Below are 19,849 nucleotides of genomic sequence, written 5' to 3' on the forward strand. Positions count from 1 at the left end.
TTATGAATAAACCGTAAAGCAACTGTAAATGTATTGTGAATTTACCATTCCTTCCGAAAATGCACCGTAAACGTTGTGCCTTTCCCTACTTTGCTCTTTACGGTAATATATCCGCCATGTGCCTCTACTAAATGCTTAACAATCGCCAAACCTAGTCCCGTTCCACCTGAATTACGGCTTCTTGCTTTATCAACACGATAAAACCGTTCAAAAATTCGCGGAATCTCTGCTTTTTCAATACCAATTCCTGTATCTTTTATGTGGACAAGAACTTTATCTTTTTTATTTTCAATAATGGCTTGAACAAATCCACCTTTTGGTGTATAAGTAATCGCATTATTAATTAAGTTAATAAACACTTGCTTTAATCGATTGACATCTCCTTGTATATAAATGTCCTGATCAGCCAGCAGTTCAAGCTGAATTTCTTTATCTGTCGCTTTTCCTTGGAGCATGATAATAATTTCTTCAAGTATTTGTGTTAAATTAACAGCTTCAAGATTCAGTTGAAAGCCTTGTTGTTCAATTTTCGATAAATCGAGCAAATCTTGTATCAAGGTTTGCAGACGGTCGCTTTCTTTTAAAATAATCGATAAAAAGTATTCGAGCGTTGCTTCATCTTTCATTGCTCCATCCAGCAGCGTCTCTGTAAATCCTTTAATCGACGTAATCGGAGTTTTCAATTCATGAGATACGTTAGCGACAAAATCTTTGCGCATTTGTTCCAGTTTCTTTAACTCGGTAATATCATGGAAAACGAGAACAATCCCTTTCCATTCATGATTTGTTCCAATAATGGGAGCACCATATACTTCAAAATGCTTTCGTTCAATACCAATTGGCAAAAGTAGCTGTTTTCGCACTCTCACTTCTGTCATAAAAATTTCTTCGACAAGCTGAATAATCTCCTTATGCTCAAAAGCTTCATAATATAACCGATATAGATAATCAACGGGATCAATATGGAAAATTTCCTTATAAGCACGGTTTACAAGATTAATATAGCCGCGACTGTCAATAAGGATAAGCCCGCTTCCCATACTTTCAATGAGCGTGTGTAAACGGTCCTTTTGCATTTCTTGCGTTCTTGTCATATCCTGCAAATTACGTGCCAAAATGTTAATGGACTGGCTTAACATCCCGGTCTCATCATGATGATCTTCATATACTCTCGCCTTATAGTTGCCTTTTGCCAACTCCATCGCTACTTTTGTCGCTGCTTCAATCGGTTTTGTATACTGACTTGTAATTTTGACTCCTAATAGAAGAATCACAACAAGAGATGTTCCAAAGCTGCTAATTAGCAATCCCCAAATTTGTTGATTCACTTTCTTCAGCGAGTTTACTGGTGAACTTAAAATGACATATCCTGCTACTTCTTCACCTCTATAAAACGGAACAATGTAGTAGTAAACATCTTTCTGTTCCTCAATAATTGAAAAACCTTTCTCCTCGTCCGTTTTACTGCGTAAAATGTCTTGAATCATCTTTCTATGATAATCATCGCTAATGCGCGCGATTCCTTCTGTGTCAAATAAAATGTTCTCTTTCTCATCTAAGACGGTAATACGTGAAGATAGCGTCTGGCTAATTGTATTTAACTGCTGTTTTACGGAAAGGTCATTAACGCCTTGGCTCTCAATAAATAAAGCAACAAGCCGTGCTTCCTTTTCAATTTGCTTATTAAAGGTGTCAAGATAAAAATCTTTAAATAGCTGCCCTAATAACAACCCTAGTCCAATTAAAACAGCTACAATTAAAGAAATAAGTCCAAAAAGCAAACGCGATCGGAACTTATTCATCTATTTTTGGCTCCTCAAGTTTATATCCTAAACCGCGAATCGTTTTAATATAAAGCGGTTTTTTCGTATTGTTCTCGATTTTTTCGCGCAAGTGGCTAATATGAACATCAACAATTCTCGTATCACCGACAAAGTCATAGTTCCATACTGCACTGAGGAGCTGGTCGCGCGTTAACACTCTTCCTTTATGCTTTGCCAAATATAAAAGCAATTCAAATTCTTTCGGAGTTAATTCTAAGCGTTCGCGATTAAAATACGCTTCATAATGTTCAGGAAGTATTTCTAAATCACCGATAATGATTTTTTCAACATCTTCTTCCTTCTTTTCCTGTTCATTCTGAAACTGCGTGCGCCGCAATATCGCTTTCACTCGAGCGACTACTTCACGCGGACTGAACGGCTTTGTCATATAGTCGTCAGCACCGAGTTCTAAACCAAGCACTTTATCAAACTCATCATCTTTGGCTGTAAGCATTAAAATCGGCGTCATCACTTTTTGCTGTCTTAATTGCTTGCATACTTCAATCCCATCCAATTTTGGCAGCATTAAATCAAGAATGATTAAATCGGGTTGCTCGTTTACTACTTTATTCATGCCTTCTTCGCCATCATTGGCTGTAATCACTTCAAATCCAGCTTGCTGCAAGTTATATTGCAACAATGTAACAATGGACTGCTCATCGTCAACAACTAACACTTTCTTATTCATTGTTTTCCCCCACACTTATCAATATCGCTCTATAATTTCATAATAACATAAAATAAAAAAAGGGACGAATCATCCCTTTTTTGATTTACTATATTAAAATTAAAAGTTTTCCAACACGCTAACATTCAGTTTAGATAGTGCATATGGGGGACATACAGAAATCATGCCTTCTAAAACTGGTTCTGCTTCATTTCGCAATGCCTCAACCTTAATGTCGATGAAATGATTCTCATGATCGACATTTGTTACTTCAAATGTAAATTGTAAATTTTCATAATGATATACCGGCTGTAAAAAGCGAATTTCTTGTTTTGTAATATGACTTCCTGGACCAGGCAAATATTTCGAAATAGCAGAGGTGATGATCCCTGTTAACATGATGGCAGGAACAATTGGACGTTTCAACGGTGTTTGCGAGGCATAATCGTACTGGATATATAGCGGATTTGCATCATCGGTAAGTCCGAGGTAAAGCAATAAATCTCTGTCTTCAATTTTTTGATTAACAACTAATTTCTCTCCAACAGTAATTTCCGAGATATTTCTACCTAATTTGCGTTTTTTTAACATAATAAACACCCCTTTGTCGAAAACGCTTACAATACAATTGAACAAAAATTCGGGGGGTTCCCCGAATTTTTGCGGTTGTCTGATGACATAATGTTTATATTATTCTAATACCTTCATAACATTTTTGACGGACTCTACAGATTTCGCAAGAGCGGCTTTTTCTTCCTCTGTTAATTCAAGCTCAATGACTTTTTCAATACCGTTACCGCCTAAAATAGTTGGCACGCCTAAATAAATGCCTTCGTAACCGTACTCTCCTTCAAGATAAGCAATCGCTGGAAGAACGCGGCGTTGATCTTTAATGATTGCTTCAACCATTTCAACAAGAGAAGCTGCAGGAGCATAATAAGCGCTGCCGTTACCTAAAAGATTAACGATTTCGCCGCCACCTTTGCGCGTGCGCTCTACAATCGCATCAAGACGCTCTTTTGGAATTAATGTTTCAAGCGGAATACCGCCTGCATAGGAATAACGAACAAGCGGCACCATGTCATCGCCATGTCCACCTAATACAAAGCCTGTAATATCTTTCACAGACAGATTTAACTCTTGAGCAACAAATGTGCGGAAGCGTGCTGTATCAAGAACCCCTGATTGACCAATGACGCGGTTTTTCGGGAATCCAGACTCTTTGTAAACCGTATATGTCATCGCATCAACTGGATTTGTTAACACGATAATATAGCAGTTCGGAGAATACTTAACAATTTCTTTCGTTACAGCTTTCATAATTTTTTGGTTTGTTGTAACTAAGTCATCACGGCTCATACCAGGTTTGCGGGCAATACCAGCCGTAATGACAACGATATCAGAATTAGCTGTGTCTGCATAATCAGAAGTACCGATAATGTTTGCATCAAAGCCTAAAACCGGGCTTGACTCAAGCATGTCCAACGCTTTACCTTTTGTTGGATTTTCCAACTGTGGAATATCAACAAGCACAATATCCCCTAACTCTTTTTGTGCTAAAATAAATGCCGTTGTTGCACCTGTGAAGCCAGCACCGATTACTGAGATTTTTTTACGTTTCATCGCCATTGTCTCCATCCCCTTTTTCAATATCTATTGTGATATAACGAAAGATTTCCAATGCTGAAAGCGCAATTCGTTCAATTTAAAGCTTCACTTTATTCTCCCATGTTTTTAATGAGAGCATCAGCGAATTCAGAGCATTTTACTTCTGTCGCATCTTCCATGAGACGAGCAAAATCGTAAGTAACGACTTTAGAAGCAATTGTTTTTTCCATTGCATCAATGATTAATTTTGCCGCTTCATTCCAGCCAAGATGCTCAAACATCATTACCCCTGATAAGATAACAGATGATGGGTTCACTTTATCTAATCCAGCGTACTTTGGAGCTGTACCGTGAGTAGCCTCAAAGATGGCATGTCCAGTCTCATAGTTAATATTAGCGCCTGGAGCAATACCGATACCGCCGACTTGAGCAGCAAGTGCATCAGAAATGTAGTCGCCATTTAAGTTCATTGTCGCTACAACATCAAATTCACGCGGACGAGTTAAAATTTGCTGTAAGAAGATATCAGCAATTGCATCTTTAATGATGATTTTTCCTGCTGCTTCTGCCTCTGCTTGCGCTCTGTTTGCTGCTTCCTTTCCTTCTTTTTCAACGATGCGGTCATACTCTGCCCATGTAAACACCTTGTCACCAAATTCTTGTTCCGCTAATTCATAACCCCAGTTTTTGAACGCACCTTCTGTATACTTCATAATATTCCCTTTATGTACAAGCGTTACTGACTTGCGGCCATGCTCGATTGCATATTTAATCGCAGCGCGGACTAAACGTTTTGTTCCTTCTTCGGAGATTGGCTTGATGCCAATACCAGATGTTTCTGGAAAACGGATTTTGCGAACACCCATTTCATTTTGTAAGAAATCGATGACTTTTTTCACTTCTTCAGTGCCTTTCGCGTACTCGATTCCAGCATAAATATCTTCCGTATTTTCACGGAAAATAACCATGTCCGTATCTTCCGGACGCTTAACCGGTGAAGGCACTCCATTGAAATAGCGGACTGGGCGCAAGCAAACAAATAAATCTAACTCTTGACGAAGAGCCACGTTGAGAGAACGAATACCGCCACCAACAGGAGTTGTTAACGGTCCTTTAATTGCAATTATGTATTCACGAATGACATCCAATGTTTCTTGCGGTAGCCATTCTCCTGTTTGTTTGAACGCTTTTTCGCCGGCAAGAACTTCTTTCCAAACAATTTTCTTTTCACCTTTATATGCTTTTTCAACAGCTGCTTCTAATACACGAGACGCTGCTGCCCAAATATCGGGACCAGTTCCATCGCCTTCAATAAAAGGAATAATTGGATTATTCGGAACGTTTAAAACTCCATTCGTAACTGTAATTTTTTCACCTTGCATCTCGGTCACAACCTCCATTTATTTAATTTTAAAGGTGAGAATTGAAAGCCCATTCTCACCTTTAAGTGACGATGAGTAAAAGCGATGTTCGGCAAAGAAGAGTTATATTCTTTGCTCGATTGGTACATATTTCTGCTTTTGTGGGCCTGTATATTCAGCGCGAGGACGAATGAGACGATTATTTTCATATTGCTCTAAAATGTGCGCTAACCATCCGGACATGCGGCTCACTGCAAAAATCGGCGTAAATAAATCATGGTCAATTCCCAAACAATGGTAGACAGACGCTGAATAAAAGTCAACGTTCGGCGGTAATGGCTTAGTAGAATTCATAATCTCTTCAATCTTCGCTGACATTTCATACCAATGAGGCTCACCGACAAGTTTGGTTAATTTCTCAGACATTTTCTTTAAGTGCTTCGCACGTGGGTCACCTTCACGGTATACACGATGACCAAAGCCCATGATTTTCTCTTTGTTTTCTAATTTTTTTTGAATATATTGTTCAACATTTTCAACTGTACCGATTTCTGTCAGCATTTTCATAACCGCTTCGTTTGCGCCACCATGAAGTGGTCCTTTTAGCGCTCCAACTGCCGCAGTAATACCGGAGTATACGTCTGATAACGTCGCTACACAGACGCGTGCAGTAAAAGTAGAAGCATTCAACTCGTGGTCAGCATGGAGAACAAGCGCTTTATCAAACGCTTCTACAGCAATTTCGTTCGGCTCTTCTCCTGTGAGCATATACAAGAAATTAGCAGCAAAGCTTAAATCTTTGCGCGGCTCAACCGGCTCTAATCCTTTGCGAATGCGGGAAAAAGCAGTAACAATTGTCGATACTTTTGCTTGTAGGCGAATCGCTTTGCGATAATTCGCTTCTGCATCCATTACGTCTGCCTCTTCATCATATATTCCTAATAAAGAAATCGCTGTTCTTAACGCTGCCATCGGATGCACTTTGTCAATTGGATACATTTTAAAATGATCAATCACTTCTTTTGGAATTGATGCATTTTCTGCTAATTGTTTCTTTAACTCTTCCAACTCTTGTTTATTTGGAAGCTTGCGATGCCAAAGAAGATAGACAACCTCTTCAAATGTTGCATTTTCCGCTAAATCATCAATGTCGTAGCCTACGTACGTTAACGTATCATCAATAATAGAGCTAATCGTTGAAGTTGTTGCAACAACCCCTTCGAGACCGCGTGTTACTGTCATATCCATCTCTCCTTTTCTATAAGATTCCCCTTTTCCCACCGTGATTTCATGATGAAAGCGAGCGCTCGCTCAAAACAGATGAATAAAAATACAAAAGAAAATGCTTACATTTTATCATATATTCATATTGTCACTTGTAACACTTGAAATAGTGACAATATGAACATAATGGAACTATTATCCTCATTTTCGAAAGTGAGGTAACTTACGTCTCTATTATAAACAATTATCTGACTTTTGTGAATCAAAAGAACTCATTATGTATAAAATATTATCACAAAAAAATTATTTTTAAAAAAATTCTACTATTTTTATTGCGATATATGCAATTCCTGCCCCTATTAATGGTCCAACAGCGATTCCATTAAATAACGAGACAGCCAAAATCGTTCCAAGTACAAGCGCTGTCGTAATATGCGGATCATCTGCCAACAAAGTTACTCCACCTTTTGCCAACAGAGCAACAATGACACCGGATATAAGGGCAATCCAGGCGGAAAATGACCGCAAAGACTCCGTTAACTGCTTAAAACCGATTTCTCCAGTAGCAATCGGTGCTAATACGGCAACCGTAATCACTGTCACTCCCCAGTGAATCCCCTTATCTTGAATAGCAGGCAATAACTTTCCTTCCATCCCAATTAGTTTAATAAACAATAAAACGATTACAGCAATCATTAATGATTGATTTTTCGCAATCAATCCAATCACTAGTAAAACTAATAAAAATAGTACTGATTGATTCAAAATGGATCCTTCCTTTCCATGATGGAGTTATTACTTCTCTTTTTACTTTATGCACATCACATTGAAAAAGCACGAAACCTTTAGCTTTGCAACTACGTATATACATTGTAATATTATAATATGGGAAAATTTTGGAGGTGAAAATTTGTCAAAACATCATCTATATAGCATGTTGCGCTTTTTGTTCGTTATTGCTGTTATCGTCATCGGCGCAATGAGCCTTTACTACATATCGACAATTACATATCCTTTTATCATTGCTTTTTTAATCGCGTTCATGATTAATCCTTTCGTTAACTATTTAGAACAAAAAGGGAAAATGCCGAGATCGCTGGCGGTCATTCTTGTCTTGCTTCTTTTATTTGCGATTGTCGCTGGTCTATTAACGCTACTAATCGCAGAAATTGTCTCAGGAACACAATATTTAGCAAACGTCGTCCCACATCACTTTCAAAAATTAATTGTTTACATCGAAGACTTTTTTGCCGGTCAAATTATTCCGCTTTACAACCAGATTTCCATTATTTTTAAAAATTTAGATGCAAGCCAGCAAGACACGATTATGAGCAACATTCAATCAGTGGGAACCAAAATTGCTACAACAGTTGGTAATTTTATTCAAGAACTGCTACAAAACATTCCAAATTTGCTTAGCTGGCTGCCAAATGCGGCAACAGTCATTGTTTTTTCATTGTTAGCCACATTCTTTATCAGCAAAGACTGGTACCGTCTGAGTGGAGCAGTGCAAAAAATTTTACCCAATAAAGCTAAAGATAGTGGAAAAACAGTATTTATCGATTTAAAAAAGGCTTTAGTCGGTTTTGTAAAAGCACAAGCGACTCTCATTTCGATTACAACCGTCATCGTATTGATTGGTTTACTTCTTCTCGGTGTAGATTATGCCATCACGATTGCGCTTATTATCGGAATTGTTGATATTCTTCCATATTTAGGAACAGGTGCTGTATTTGTGCCATGGATTATTTACTCTGCTGTAAGCGGCGATATACCGTTTGCCATCGGTTTAGGCGTTTTATATATCATTGTTTTAGTGCAAAGACAAATCATGGAGCCGAAAGTATTATCATCGACGATTGGCTTAGACCCTCTTGCAACGCTTATCGCTTTGTTTGTCGGCTTTAAACTTTTCGGATTTCTCGGGTTGATTATCGGTCCTGTCTTGCTTGTAATCATTCGAGCCTTACACGGTGCAAACGTGTTTCGCGATCTTTGGCAATTTATCATCGGAAAACCAATGTCATGAACCTCTCCCACCTACACTTCGCTTAGAGTAGGGAGACTTCTCAGTAAAAATGTTAAATAGGAAAAGAGGCTGACCTAAAGCAAAGTGCCAAACCTCACAACTACCATTGCACTCCTGTTTGCAAAGTTGGATTTTACGTGAGGTAAGGCACTTATAAGAGGCAGCCTCTTTATCGTTTCATGTAAAAAAACGTTCTTGTTTCAAAAAGTGATTTTAACCAACGACCTAAAAAAGGCTTGATCCATCTCCTTGTGAACGGAATTAACAAAATAAATCCTAATAAATCAGTAATAAATCCTGGTGTAAGTAAAACAATCCCTCCGACGAGAATACAAATCCCGTCTAGAACCGCTTCACCTGGAATCCTTCCATACATCAATTCCTGTTTTGCTTGGCGAATCGTCTCTATGCCTTCGCGTTTCGCTAACCAAGCCCCAATCACTCCAGTAGCGATAATCAGTCCTACCGTAGGCCATACCCCAATCACACTACCTGAAAGCACTAATAAAGCAATTTCAAGAGCTGGAATAACAATAAGAAGAAACATTAACAGTTTCATATATATCAAACTCCATATCTTTATAATAAAAGCAGAGAAGAAAACTTCCCTGCTCTTATTATATCTTATAGAACGCTGGCATGTCCTTGATAAACAGCGCCAAATCCAGCATCAACGGTAATTTCCTGACCATCTTTTAAGATGGATGTCGCATTTTCTACACCGACAATGACCGGAATGCCGAGGCTTAAGCCTACAACTGCAGCATGGCTAGTTAAACCGCCTTCCTCCGTAATAATCGCTGCTGCTTTTTGCAGTGCTTTCATCATATCAGCATCTGTGCTGTACGTCACAAGAATAGCGCCTTCAGTCATTTTCTCGACTGCTTCTTCAGCTGTTTTCGCAATAACCGCTTTGCCAAAAGCAGATTTTCGCCCGATTCCTTGACCTTTTGCAATAATATCCCCAACAACATGAACCTTCATTAAATTAGTAGATCCTGTTTCTCCGACAGGCACACCAGCCGTAATAACTACTAAATCACCATGCTTGACAATGCCTGTCTCAACTGCTGCCTCGACAGCTATATCAAGCATTTCATCTGTAGAGTTTGCTTGAGGGGCCACCTTTGGATATACACCCCATACAAGTGCTAGTTTACGGGAAACAGCTTCATCTGCTGTAACAGCGACAATTGGTGCTTTCGGACGATATTTCGAAATCATGCGTGCTGTATTTCCTGACACCGTTGGTGTAACGATTGCAGCCACATCAAGATTTAGCGCTGTATGAGCAACAGATTGCCCAATTGCGTCTGTAATCGTCGTCCCGCTCTGTTTTGTGCGCTGTGCTAATAAATCCCGATATTGTAGTGCTTGCTCAGTGCGCGAAGCAATTTGATGCATCGTTTTTACCGCTTCAACAGGATAACATCCAGCAGCGGTCTCACCTGATAACATAATTGCATCTGTACCGTCAAAAATTGCGTTGGCAACATCGCTTGCTTCCGCGCGAGTTGGACGTGGATTACGCTGCATCGAATCTAACATTTGCGTTGCTGTAATGACCGGCTTGCCGAGCGCATTACATTTTTTGATTAACTCTTTTTGCACAAGCGGTACTTCTTCAGCTGGAATTTCCACACCTAAATCACCGCGCGCTACCATTAACCCATCTGCCACTTCAAGAATTTCATCGATATTATCGACACCTTCTTGATTTTCGATTTTCGGAATAATTTGGATATGAAGCGCATTGTTCATTTCGAGCAGTTCGCGAATTTCAAGCACGTCGGAAGCACGGCGAACAAAAGATGCGGCAATAAAGTCAATTCCTTGCTCAATGCCGAAAAGGATGTCCTGAGCATCTTTTTCTGTAATACCAGGCAAATTCACGCGAACTCCTGGAACATTGACGCCTTTTTTATTTTTTAACACGCCGCTGTTCAAGACTTTTGTCTTAATTTCCCCTTTTTCCTTGTCGATAGCTAACACTTCTAAACCGATTAAACCATCGTCGAGGAGAATTTTGGAGCCCACGGTGACGTCATCAATCAAGCCTGTGTACGTAATGGAAAATTTCTCAGGAGTGCCAAGTACCTCTTCCATCGAAATAATGACTTCAGAACCTTCTTTTAATTCAATCGCACCATTTTCCATATTATGCGTACGAATTTCTGGTCCTTTCGTATCAAGAAGAATCGCAACTGTCTTACCAGTAAGTTTTGCCGCTTCGCGAATATTTTTAATGCGCATACCATGTTCTTCATAATCGCCATGCGAAAAATTGAGACGCGCCACATTCATTCCTGCTTCGATTAACTCCACTAATTTTTCAACGCTCTCGCTTGCCGGACCAATCGTACAAACAATTTTCGTTTTACGCATACCGTTTCCTCCTATTAACACTATATGGTAACGATACCATACTTTTAAATTGAAAGCTCTTTTGACAATTCATACATTTTTTGTTCAACTGTATGTTTTTGTGCTAATGCTTCAATAATGTCATGGTCAACAATTTGATTATTTTGAATTCCGACGCAGCGTCCACCTTTTCCTTCAAGAAGCAATTCAACTGCACGAGCGCCTAAACGGCTTGCTAATACGCGGTCGAATGCTGTTGGCGAACCGCCTCGTTGCACATGACCTAAAACCGTAACACGCGTTTCAAAACCTGTCGCTTCTTGGATTTTCTTACCGAATTCCACTCCGCTACCAACACCTTCAGCGACAACAATAATACTGTGCTTCTTCCCACGCTCATGTCCACGCTTCAAGCGGGTAACGATATCATCCATATCATAGTCTGCTTCCGGAATTAAGATTGTTTCCGCACCGCCAGCTAATCCGGCCCATAATGCAATATCTCCTGCATGACGTCCCATTACTTCAATGACATATGTACGCTCATGGGATGTCGCTGTATCACGAATTTTGTCAATCGCATCAATGACTGTATTTAACGCTGTGTCGAAGCCGATTGTAAAGTCTGTTCCAGGAATGTCATTGTCAATCGTTCCCGGCACACCAACACAAGGATAGCCATGCTCTGTCAGCTTTTTCGCACCTTGATAAGATCCGTCTCCACCGATAACCACTAATCCTTCAATTCCATGCTTTTTCAGCTGTTCAATCCCTTTTAACTGTCCTTCCAATGTCTTAAATTCTGGACAGCGTGCTGTATACAACATCGTGCCGCCTCGGTGAATAATATCGCCGACATCGCCAACCTCTAGTTTTTTAATATTCCCAGAAATGAGTCCTGCATATCCATGATAAATTCCAAAAACTTCAACACCATGATAAATCGCTTTTCGCACAACCGCACGAATCGCAGCATTCATACCAGGAGAATCGCCGCCACTTGTTAATACACCTATTCTTTTCATTCATGCTCACCTCATATGTTTCATTCTATTAGTGACCAAAGAAGTCTGACCTCATACGACAAAAAAGTTTTCGATACTTTATAAAATAACATGAAGAGTAAGCCGAAAACAATAGAGAAACGATGGTTTTACAAAATGTTTAAGATAAAAAGCTGACTCATCACAGTAGACTTTCTCAAACGGCAACATCATTAACGTTTATGCCATTTAGAAAGATGAACCTTTACTGTTGAGCCAGCTTCTTTCGCTTATTTCACACTAAAATATTCATTCAAAAAAGTATATTGACCGATTTGTTTAAATTTACGGTAGCGATGCTGCACCAATTCCTCACCATCGAGTTGCAGCAACTCTTTTAACGATTTTTTCAAAACAACATCAATTTCTTTCGCTTGTTCATCGACATTGCGATGTGCCCCGCCCCTTACTTCTGGAATAATTTCATCGATGACACCAAGCTGTTTTAAATCTGGAGCGGTAATTTTCATCGTTTCTGCTGCCTGACGCGCCTGTGAGGCATCTTTCCAAAGAATGGCTGCTGCTCCTTCAGGAGAAATAACAGAATAGGTAGAGTTTTCAAGCATATGAATATGGTTCCCAACTCCAAGCGCCAGTGCGCCTCCGCTTCCACCTTCACCAATAACAATACAAACAATTGGAACTTTTAAACCAGCCATTTCAAATAAGTTTCTCGCAATTGCTTCACTTTGTCCCCGTTCTTCTGCAGCTTTTCCAGGATAAGCACCTTTTGTATCAATAAAACAAATAATTGGACGGTTAAATTTCTCCGCTTGTTTCATTAAACGCAGCGCTTTGCGATATCCTTCAGGATGAGGCATGCCAAAGTTACGGCGAATGTTCTCTTTTGTATCTTTCCCGCGCTGATGTCCAATAACAGTTACAGGCAATCCATGATATTTCGCTACTCCTCCGACAATTGCAGCATCATCGCCAAAGCAGCGGTCACCATGACATTCAAGAAAATTAGTGAATAATCGTTCAATGTAGTCAAGCGTTGTCGGTCTGTTCGGATGGCGGGCGATTTGAACTCGGTCCCAAGGACTTAAATTGGCGTACGTTTCATTTTCTAATTTTTCCAGTCTTGCTTCCAGCTTTTCAATTTCGGCTGAAAGATCGACATCCGCCGTTTTCGTAAACTCCTTCAGTTCGCTAATTTTTTTCCGCAATTCGATAAGCGGCTTCTCAAATTCTAATTCTCCCACCATTCTCCTTCACCTCCCGCTTTGTGAATATCTAATAAATTGGTTAGCGTTTCTTTCAAGTCGTGACGATGAATAACAGCATCGAGCTGTCCGTGTTTTAATAAAAACTCCGCTGTTTGGAAGTCTTCCGGCAGTTCTTCGCGCACCGTCTGCTCGATGACTCTTCGTCCGGCAAATCCAATTAATGCTCCTGGCTCCGCAAAATTATAATCACCAAGTGAAGCAAAACTTGCTGATACTCCTCCTGTCGTTGGATGGGTCATTACAGAAATAATGAGCCCGCCCTGTTCGCTAAATAACTTTAAAGCAGAACTCGTTTTCGCCATTTGCATTAGACTTAGCACACCTTCTTGCATACGTGCTCCTCCGGAAGCGGTAAAAATAAGAAACGGAACTTGGAGCTCCATCGCTTTCTCAATCGCCCGCGTAATTTTCTCACCGACAACAGAGCCCATGCTTCCCATGCGAAAACGAGAATCCATGACAGCAATGACAAGGGGATAACCATTGATTGTCCCTTCACCTGTAACAACCGCTTCATTGAGCTTTGATTTTAGGCGATCCGCTTCAAGTTTCTCCACGTAATCTGGAAAGTTTAACGGATTTTCAGAAATCATATTAGCATCGTATTCTTTAAAGCTTCCTTCATCAAGCAAACTTTCAATTCTTTCATACGCTGACATCGGGTGATGGTAGTTGCAGTTCATGCAAACGCGCAAATTTTTCGCCAACTCTTTCGTATACATAATTTTTTTGCATTTCGGGCACTTCGTCATAATTCCTTCAGGAACGTCTTGCTTTGCTTGCTCAGAAGGAATGGTGGCATATTTCTTTTTCTTCGTAAACAGTTCTTTGAGCAAGTCAGTTCTCTCCTTCTCTATCAATTTTACAAGATGGCTTATTTTACTACTTTATACGAAATGGACGAGATTTTTTGTAAAAGCTTGTCGCTACCGTTTCGACAATTGTTTTACAACATACTCTTCAAATAGCAGCAACAGAGCCGATTCATTTTGCTCCTGAAAAGCCGCCAACATTTTTTTATAAAAAATAAGCGGGATATCAACAGTTGTTTTTTCTAGTCTAAAAAAGTCATTTAACACTAACCAAACCCTTAATAGTAAATAGTTATTTCCAGCATCGGCAACCCATTTAAAAAAACGATCGTAATCAATCGTTTTTTGTTCAATCATTTTTTTTAAAGCTACCAACTGATTCTCGTTACGGCGCTGGCAGGCTAGCTGCAAGCATATTTTTTCAATTAACAGTTTTGTTTCAATTAAGTCGGCTTTTGCCTTATGTCCTTGTAAAATAAACGTTCCAAGCAAACTGACAAGCTGATGCTCACCGAACTCTTTTATATATGTACCTTCCCCCCGGCGTGTTTCGATAATGCCAAGAAGTTCAAGGGCCCGCAACGCTTCCCTGACAGAAGACCTCCCGACATTTAAACGTTCCGACAGCTCCCGTTCAGAAGGAATTTTATCACCGGCAACAAGCCCATCCTCTTCAATCAAGCGGCGAAGTTGTTCCAAAATTTCAATGTAGACTTTAGAAGCCATGTTGCAGCATCACTCGCTTTGTCCTGTTGTAATCGTTTATAAGACTGCTGCCTATATAGGTGTCAGTCCGCTGATCATAAACACCAATTGTTCAACTAGTATCATCTGGGGAGTTCGTCTTGCTTCAGCGCACAGATTTATTCCGTTCAATCATCTTTCTTCTCAAGAATAGCAGACACTATTTGGAACTGGGTCATGGCACTCTCCCTTTCCCATCCCCATCGGAGAATTTTCACTTTATATAATCGTTGTTAATTGACGAGTTTTCTTTGCCACATCTTCAGGGTTGAGATGAATCCTTGCAACTCCTGTTTCCATCGCCGCTTTGGCTACTGCAGCTGCTACGGCAGGTGCGACCCTAGAATCGAATGGAGCCGGAATAACGTAATTAGGACGCAACTCTTCTTCCTTAATCAACGAGGCAATCGCCTCGACAGCAGCAATCTTCATTTCCTCATTAATCTGTCTTGCACGAACATCTAATGCTCCGCGGAAAATCCCAGGAAACGCCAGAACATTGTTTACTTGATTTGGATAGTCGGAACGTCCAGTTCCTACCACTGTTGCCCCAGCATCGATTGCATCCTCCGGCATAATTTCCGGCGTCGGATTCGCCATTGCAAAAATAATCGAATTTTTATTCATGGTGCGTATCATTTCTTTTGTTAGCGCTCCTGCAACAGACACTCCGATAAAAACATCTGCTCCTTTAATAACTTCCTCTAAAGGTCCCTCAATTTTTTCCGGATTGGTTATGTTTGCTACTTCCTCTTTCATTTTATTCATTCCATATGGTCTTCCGGAAAAAATAGCTCCCTTTGAATCGCACATAATTAAGTTACGAACGCCGTAATGATAAAGCAGTTTTACAATCGCAATACCAGCAGCTCCAGCTCCATTAACAACCAGCTTAATTTCCGTTATCGATTTTCCAACAATCTTTAAAGCATTCAACAAGCCAGCTACGGTTACAATTGCTGTCCCGTGTTGATCATCATGAAAAACTGGGATTTCCAGTTCCTTTTTCAATCGTTCTTCAATAATAAAACAATCTGGTGCCCCGATGTCCTCTAAGTTAATGCCGCCAAAAGTCGGCTCCAGGAGTTTTACTGTTTGCACGATTTGCTCAACATCAGTTGTGTTTAAGCAAACAGGAAAAGCATCAACACCAGCAAAACTCTTAAACAAAACAGCTTTTCCTTCCATAACCGGCAATGCTGCATCAGCTCCAATATTCCCCAAACCTAACACAGCTGTGCCGTTAGATACTACAGCGACAGTATTTCCTTTCATCGTGTAGTCATATACTTTCTTTCGATCTCCATAAATCTCCTTGCAAGGCTCGGCAACACCTGGAGAGTAGGCTAAGCTCAACTCTCTTGCATTGGTGATTGGAAACTTCGCTTTCACTTCTAATTTTCCTTGATAGTTTTTATGGATATTTAACGCTTCTTCACGCAATGACAAAACGGTTCACTCCTTAATCTTTTACCCCAACTGGTCTGACCACCTAACATTTATAAAAATATAACAAAATCCATAAATATAGTAAAGCATTATTATTTTACGGCAACATATTCCGCTCCGAGCAGTTCTTTTAATTCTTCTAAACATTCATTCGTAAGATTAATGCAATAATCTTCTGAAAGCTTTACCGTTCTTTTCTCTTGCTCATAATAAAGAAATACAGAGTATGGGCCTGGATATTGTTGTAAAAGCGTTTTTAACGATGATAGTTTTCCCATTGCAATATGGTCCGGACTAATTTTTAAGTAAAGAGAACGTTCAGCTTCTTTCAATTCCTCTATCGTCCATATTTGTTTAATAACCAATTGTAAATGCCCTTGACGAATTTCTACTTTTCCTTGAAACAGTAAAACGGCTCCTTTATGCAATTGCTGCCGGTAGCGATTGTACACATCAGGAAAAGCGACCGCCTCCACTTCACCGCTTTCATCGCTAATTGTAAAAAATGCCATTTCTTCTCCTGTTTTTGTTCTCGTTTTTCTTTCTTTGATGATATAAGCACCAACACTTATTTTTTGTTTTCCTAGAGCCTTTGCCATATGCGAAATTGGCAGCGTGTCGAATGACTGGAAACGCTTGATATATGGAGAAACAGGATGGCTTGATAAATAAACGCCAAGCAGTTCTTTTTCGTGCTTTAATTTTTCATCTTCCGTTAATGGTTCAGCCTTTACATATTTCGGTTTTAACGAAAACTCCTCAGCAAATAAATCCCCGAGCCCATCATCAGGACGCACAAGCTCCGCATGCTCGAGGGCAACATCTAAGCTGGCCAACAATGAAGCTCGTTCCACTCCGAACTCATCGAAGCAACCGGCAAGCACAAAAGATTCCAGCATCTTTCGATTGATTGTTTTTGGCGCTAAACGAATGCAAACATCAAACAAATCGGTAAACGGACGTTTTTTTCTTTCTTGAATAATCGCTTTCACAGCAGCGGCACCAACATTTTTTATCGCTGCGAGACTGTAACGGATTTTTCCATCCTCAATGGAAAACGGGTAAAAGCTTTTATTGATAGAAGGCGGTAAAATCGAAATATTTTTTTGTTTTGCTTCAAGAATATATTGGGCCACTTTTTCCTCATGACCAATAATGCTCGTTAGTAATGCAGCATAAAAATATAAAGGATAATTGGCTTTTAAGTAAGCGAGTTGATAAGCAATCATGCTGTAAGCGACGGCATGGCTCCGGTTAAATCCGTAATTGGCAAAGCGGACAATTAAGTCGTATATGTCATTGGCTGTCTCCTTGCTATAGCCTTTTTCCATGCATCCTTTCACAAAATGCTCTCTTTCCTTATCAAGAATTTCTTTTTTCTTCTTTCCGACTGCACGGCGCAACAAATCTGCCTGTCCTAAAGAGAAACCGGCCATTTTCGCAGCAATTTGCATAATTTGCTCCTGGTAAATGAGCACCCCATAAGTTGATTTTAAAATCGGCTCTAAATCAGGATGCGGATAAGAAACTGTTTCTTGACGATGTTTCCGTTTAATGTATACAGGAATATAATCCATCGGACCTGGACGATATAAAGCATTCGCTGCCACGATATCTTCAAACTTAGACGGCTGCAGTTCCTGTAAGACTTTTCTCATTCCTTCCGATTCTAATTGGAAAACGCCTGTCGTCTCCCCACGGCTTAACAAAGCATACGTTTTCGCATCATCGAACGGAATCTCCTGTAAATCGAGCGTCTTTCCTGTTTTGTGCTTAATCAGCGTACGAACATTTTCAATTAAAGTTAACGTGCGCAACCCAAGGAAATCCATTTTTAACAGTCCTAACTCTTCTAAAATATCCATCGGGTATTGCGTCAAATAAATTTGCTCGTAGCCTTCTTGCAGCGGAACAATATCACTTAACGGCTGTTCGCTGATCACAACACCTGCTGCATGCGTTGATGTATGGCGCGGCAGCCCCTCAATTTTTAGCGCTGTTTTAAAAATCTTCCTAGCAAGAGGTGACTCTTTCACCGCCCGTTGCAATGAAGGAGATTGTTCATACGCTTCCCGAAGTGTAATTCCAATCTTGTTCGGGACTTGTTTTGCCAAAAAATCAATTTCATTCTTAGAAGCCCCCATCACCCTTCCAATGTCACGTAACGCAGCTTTTGCTGCCAGAGTACCGAACGTAATAATTTGGGCAACATGCTGCTTCCCATATTTTTTCACTACATACTGAATCACTTCGTCGCGGCGCTCATCAGGAAAGTCAATATCAATATCAGGCATTGAAATACGCTCAGGGTTTAAAAATCTTTCAAAAAGCAAGCCATATTTAATAGGGTCTACATTTGTTATATGAAGCACATAGGCAACAAGGGAACCTGCAGCCGAACCGCGTCCAGGTCCTGTTAAGATCCCTTGTTCATGCGCAAATTTCATAAGATCCCAAACAATTAAAAAATAGTCGCTAAAGTTCGTTTTCTTAATAACATCTAATTCGTACTCAAGACGTTTTAAATAAACATCTTCCGGCTGCAAAAAACGATCATGCAATCCTTTCAGACAAAGTTCGCGCAAATAATCATGCGCTGATTGATTCGTCGGCACTGGATATTTCGGTAACTTTATTTTCCCCAGCTCAATTTTTACGTTGCACTGTTCAGCAATCCGCACTGTATTAGCGACCGCTGATGGAGAATGGCGGAACAAATCAATCATTTCCTTTGTCGATTTTAAATAATATTCATTGCTTTGAAGACGCGGACGTTTTTCATCATCAAGTTTCACACCGTGTTTAATCGCCAGCAAACAATCATGGACAAACGCATCTTCTTTATTTACATAGTGAACATCGTTTGTAGCGACAAGCGGTGTATTCGTCTCCTCGCTAAAGCGAATTAACTCCATTTGCAAATCCGCTTCATCGTTTAGTCCGTGGTTTTGTAATCCTATGTAAAATTGCTCGTTTCCAAATAACTGTTTATAAGTCGTTAATACGTCCATCGCCTCCGTAAATTGCTTTTGCAAAAGCAAGGTTTCAATGTATCCGTTTATTCCAGGAGTAATGGCAATGAGCCCATCAGTGTAGTATCGAAGCCATTTTTCAGGAATCCCGCCAGGAGCTTTCGTCTGAATGACACTGCTAATTTTCAATAAGTTACGATAACCTGTCTCATTCTTTGCTAATAACACTAACGGGAAGGATTGTTGTTTACGTTCAAGCACAATGTCCGCAATCATGCCAATAATTGGTTTAAGTCCATATTTTTTGCATTCTTTATAAAAAGGAATGACACCATATAGTACGTTTTCATCTGTTAAAGCAAGGGCATGAAACCCAAGTTCGCTCGCTTTTTTGACGAGCTCTTCCATTTTTGCCGCACTGTTTAACAAACTGTAAGCACTGCGCACATGAAGGTGAACAAAAGACAATGTTCTCCCCACCTTTTTACACTCTTTTCCTTCATTATAGTGAATGATAGTTTTTA

Annotated in this window: 16 protein-coding genes; 1 reads left to right on the forward strand and 15 read right to left on the reverse strand. The window is 39.9% G+C overall.

Annotated features, from left to right (window positions below; translation table 11 throughout):
- Positions 1-41 precede the first annotated feature (41 nt).
- The 7 genes from pnpS to HNQ85_RS09650 all read right to left on the reverse strand — a co-directional run bounded on the left by pnpS (position 42) and on the right by HNQ85_RS09650 (position 7,448).
- Positions 42-1,802, reverse strand: coding sequence for a two-component system histidine kinase PnpS (gene pnpS, locus HNQ85_RS09620; RefSeq protein WP_181537536.1), 1,761 nt, complete (start codon positions 1,800-1,802; stop codon positions 42-44).
- Complete coding sequence (locus tag HNQ85_RS09625; protein WP_181537537.1) at positions 1,795-2,511, reverse strand: response regulator transcription factor; 717 nt, start codon at positions 2,509-2,511, stop codon at positions 1,795-1,797. The genes pnpS and HNQ85_RS09625 overlap by 8 nt, the downstream gene beginning before the upstream one ends.
- A gap of 99 nt (positions 2,512-2,610) precedes the next feature.
- Positions 2,611-3,081, reverse strand: a complete 471-nt coding sequence (locus tag HNQ85_RS09630) for a MaoC/PaaZ C-terminal domain-containing protein (RefSeq protein WP_181537538.1) — start codon at positions 3,079-3,081, stop codon at positions 2,611-2,613.
- A 99-nt stretch (positions 3,082-3,180) separates the two neighbouring features.
- Complete coding sequence (gene mdh, locus HNQ85_RS09635) at positions 3,181-4,119, reverse strand: malate dehydrogenase (RefSeq protein WP_181537539.1); 939 nt, start codon at positions 4,117-4,119, stop codon at positions 3,181-3,183.
- A gap of 89 nt (positions 4,120-4,208) precedes the next feature.
- Positions 4,209-5,498, reverse strand: coding sequence for an NADP-dependent isocitrate dehydrogenase (gene icd, locus HNQ85_RS09640; protein ID WP_281363448.1), 1,290 nt, complete (start codon positions 5,496-5,498; stop codon positions 4,209-4,211).
- Positions 5,499-5,582: 84 nt separating this feature from the next.
- Entirely contained in the window at positions 5,583-6,701 is a 1,119-nt protein-coding gene (gene citZ / locus HNQ85_RS09645) for a citrate synthase (protein WP_181537541.1), read from the reverse strand.
- Between the two features lie 291 nt (positions 6,702-6,992).
- Positions 6,993-7,448 (reverse strand): DUF441 domain-containing protein, encoded by a 456-nt coding sequence (locus tag HNQ85_RS09650; RefSeq protein ID WP_220129178.1) that lies wholly within the window; start codon positions 7,446-7,448, stop codon positions 6,993-6,995.
- Between the two features lie 145 nt (positions 7,449-7,593).
- On the opposite strand from HNQ85_RS09650, the gene ytvI reads away from it, so the two are divergent.
- A complete protein-coding gene (gene ytvI, locus HNQ85_RS09655; protein ID WP_181537542.1) occupies positions 7,594-8,712 on the forward strand; it encodes a sporulation integral membrane protein YtvI in 1,119 nt (372 codons plus the stop codon).
- A gap of 169 nt (positions 8,713-8,881) precedes the next feature.
- On the opposite strand, the gene HNQ85_RS09660 is transcribed toward ytvI, so the two are convergent.
- The 8 genes from HNQ85_RS09660 to HNQ85_RS09695 form a co-directional block, all read right to left on the reverse strand.
- Positions 8,882-9,271 (reverse strand): FxsA family protein, encoded by a 390-nt coding sequence (locus HNQ85_RS09660; RefSeq protein WP_181537543.1) that lies wholly within the window; start codon positions 9,269-9,271, stop codon positions 8,882-8,884.
- Between the two features lie 65 nt (positions 9,272-9,336).
- Positions 9,337-11,097 carry a pyruvate kinase gene (pyk, locus tag HNQ85_RS09665; RefSeq protein WP_181537544.1) on the reverse strand — a complete coding sequence of 587 codons (1,761 nt, stop codon included), beginning with the start codon at positions 11,095-11,097 and terminating at the stop codon, positions 9,337-9,339.
- A gap of 44 nt (positions 11,098-11,141) precedes the next feature.
- The gene (gene pfkA / locus HNQ85_RS09670; RefSeq protein WP_181537545.1) at positions 11,142-12,101 is read right to left on the reverse strand and encodes a 6-phosphofructokinase; all 960 of its coding nucleotides are present in this window, start codon (positions 12,099-12,101) and stop codon (positions 11,142-11,144) included.
- A gap of 248 nt (positions 12,102-12,349) precedes the next feature.
- Entirely contained in the window at positions 12,350-13,327 is a 978-nt protein-coding gene (gene accA, locus HNQ85_RS09675; protein ID WP_181537546.1) for an acetyl-CoA carboxylase carboxyl transferase subunit alpha, read from the reverse strand.
- A complete protein-coding gene (gene accD / locus HNQ85_RS09680) occupies positions 13,312-14,184 on the reverse strand; it encodes an acetyl-CoA carboxylase, carboxyltransferase subunit beta (RefSeq protein WP_181537547.1) in 873 nt (290 codons plus the stop codon). Before accD ends, accA begins: the two co-directional genes overlap by 16 nt.
- Positions 14,185-14,274: 90 nt before the next feature.
- Positions 14,275-14,886, reverse strand: a complete 612-nt coding sequence (locus HNQ85_RS09685; RefSeq protein ID WP_181537548.1) for a FadR/GntR family transcriptional regulator — start codon at positions 14,884-14,886, stop codon at positions 14,275-14,277.
- A 237-nt stretch (positions 14,887-15,123) separates the two neighbouring features.
- Positions 15,124-16,353 (reverse strand): NAD(P)-dependent malic enzyme, encoded by a 1,230-nt coding sequence (locus HNQ85_RS09690; protein ID WP_181537549.1) that lies wholly within the window; start codon positions 16,351-16,353, stop codon positions 15,124-15,126.
- Positions 16,354-16,445: 92 nt separating this feature from the next.
- Complete coding sequence (locus HNQ85_RS09695; protein ID WP_181537550.1) at positions 16,446-19,793, reverse strand: DNA polymerase III subunit alpha; 3,348 nt, start codon at positions 19,791-19,793, stop codon at positions 16,446-16,448.
- Between the last annotated feature and the right edge of the window lie 56 nt (positions 19,794-19,849).

It is taken from the genome of [Anoxybacillus] calidus (genome assembly GCF_013760845.1).
Taxonomy (GTDB): domain Bacteria; phylum Bacillota; class Bacilli; order Bacillales; family Anoxybacillaceae; genus Paranoxybacillus; species Paranoxybacillus calidus.

Bases quoted from the DNA above. Each gene is read 5' to 3' on its own strand.
- accA (WP_181537546.1), bottom strand. From the start codon at position 13,327: ATGGTGGGAGAATTAGAATTTGAGAAGCCGCTTATCGAATTGCGGAAA.
- icd (WP_281363448.1), bottom strand. From the start codon at position 5,498: ATGGAGGTTGTGACCGAGATGCAAGGTGAAAAAATTACAGTTACGAAT.
- mdh (WP_181537539.1), bottom strand. From the start codon at position 4,119: ATGGCGATGAAACGTAAAAAAATCTCAGTAATCGGTGCTGGCTTCACA.
- citZ (WP_181537541.1), bottom strand. From the start codon at position 6,701: ATGACAGTAACACGCGGTCTCGAAGGGGTTGTTGCAACAACTTCAACG.
- HNQ85_RS09625 (WP_181537537.1), bottom strand. From the start codon at position 2,511: ATGAATAAGAAAGTGTTAGTTGTTGACGATGAGCAGTCCATTGTTACA.
- HNQ85_RS09660 (WP_181537543.1), bottom strand. From the start codon at position 9,271: ATGAAACTGTTAATGTTTCTTCTTATTGTTATTCCAGCTCTTGAAATT.
- HNQ85_RS09685 (WP_181537548.1), bottom strand. From the start codon at position 14,886: ATGGCTTCTAAAGTCTACATTGAAATTTTGGAACAACTTCGCCGCTTG.
- pnpS (WP_181537536.1), bottom strand. From the start codon at position 1,802: ATGAATAAGTTCCGATCGCGTTTGCTTTTTGGACTTATTTCTTTAATT.
- pyk (WP_181537544.1), bottom strand. From the start codon at position 11,097: ATGCGTAAAACGAAAATTGTTTGTACGATTGGTCCGGCAAGCGAGAGC.
- HNQ85_RS09630 (WP_181537538.1), bottom strand. From the start codon at position 3,081: ATGTTAAAAAAACGCAAATTAGGTAGAAATATCTCGGAAATTACTGTT.
- pfkA (WP_181537545.1), bottom strand. From the start codon at position 12,101: ATGAAAAGAATAGGTGTATTAACAAGTGGCGGCGATTCTCCTGGTATG.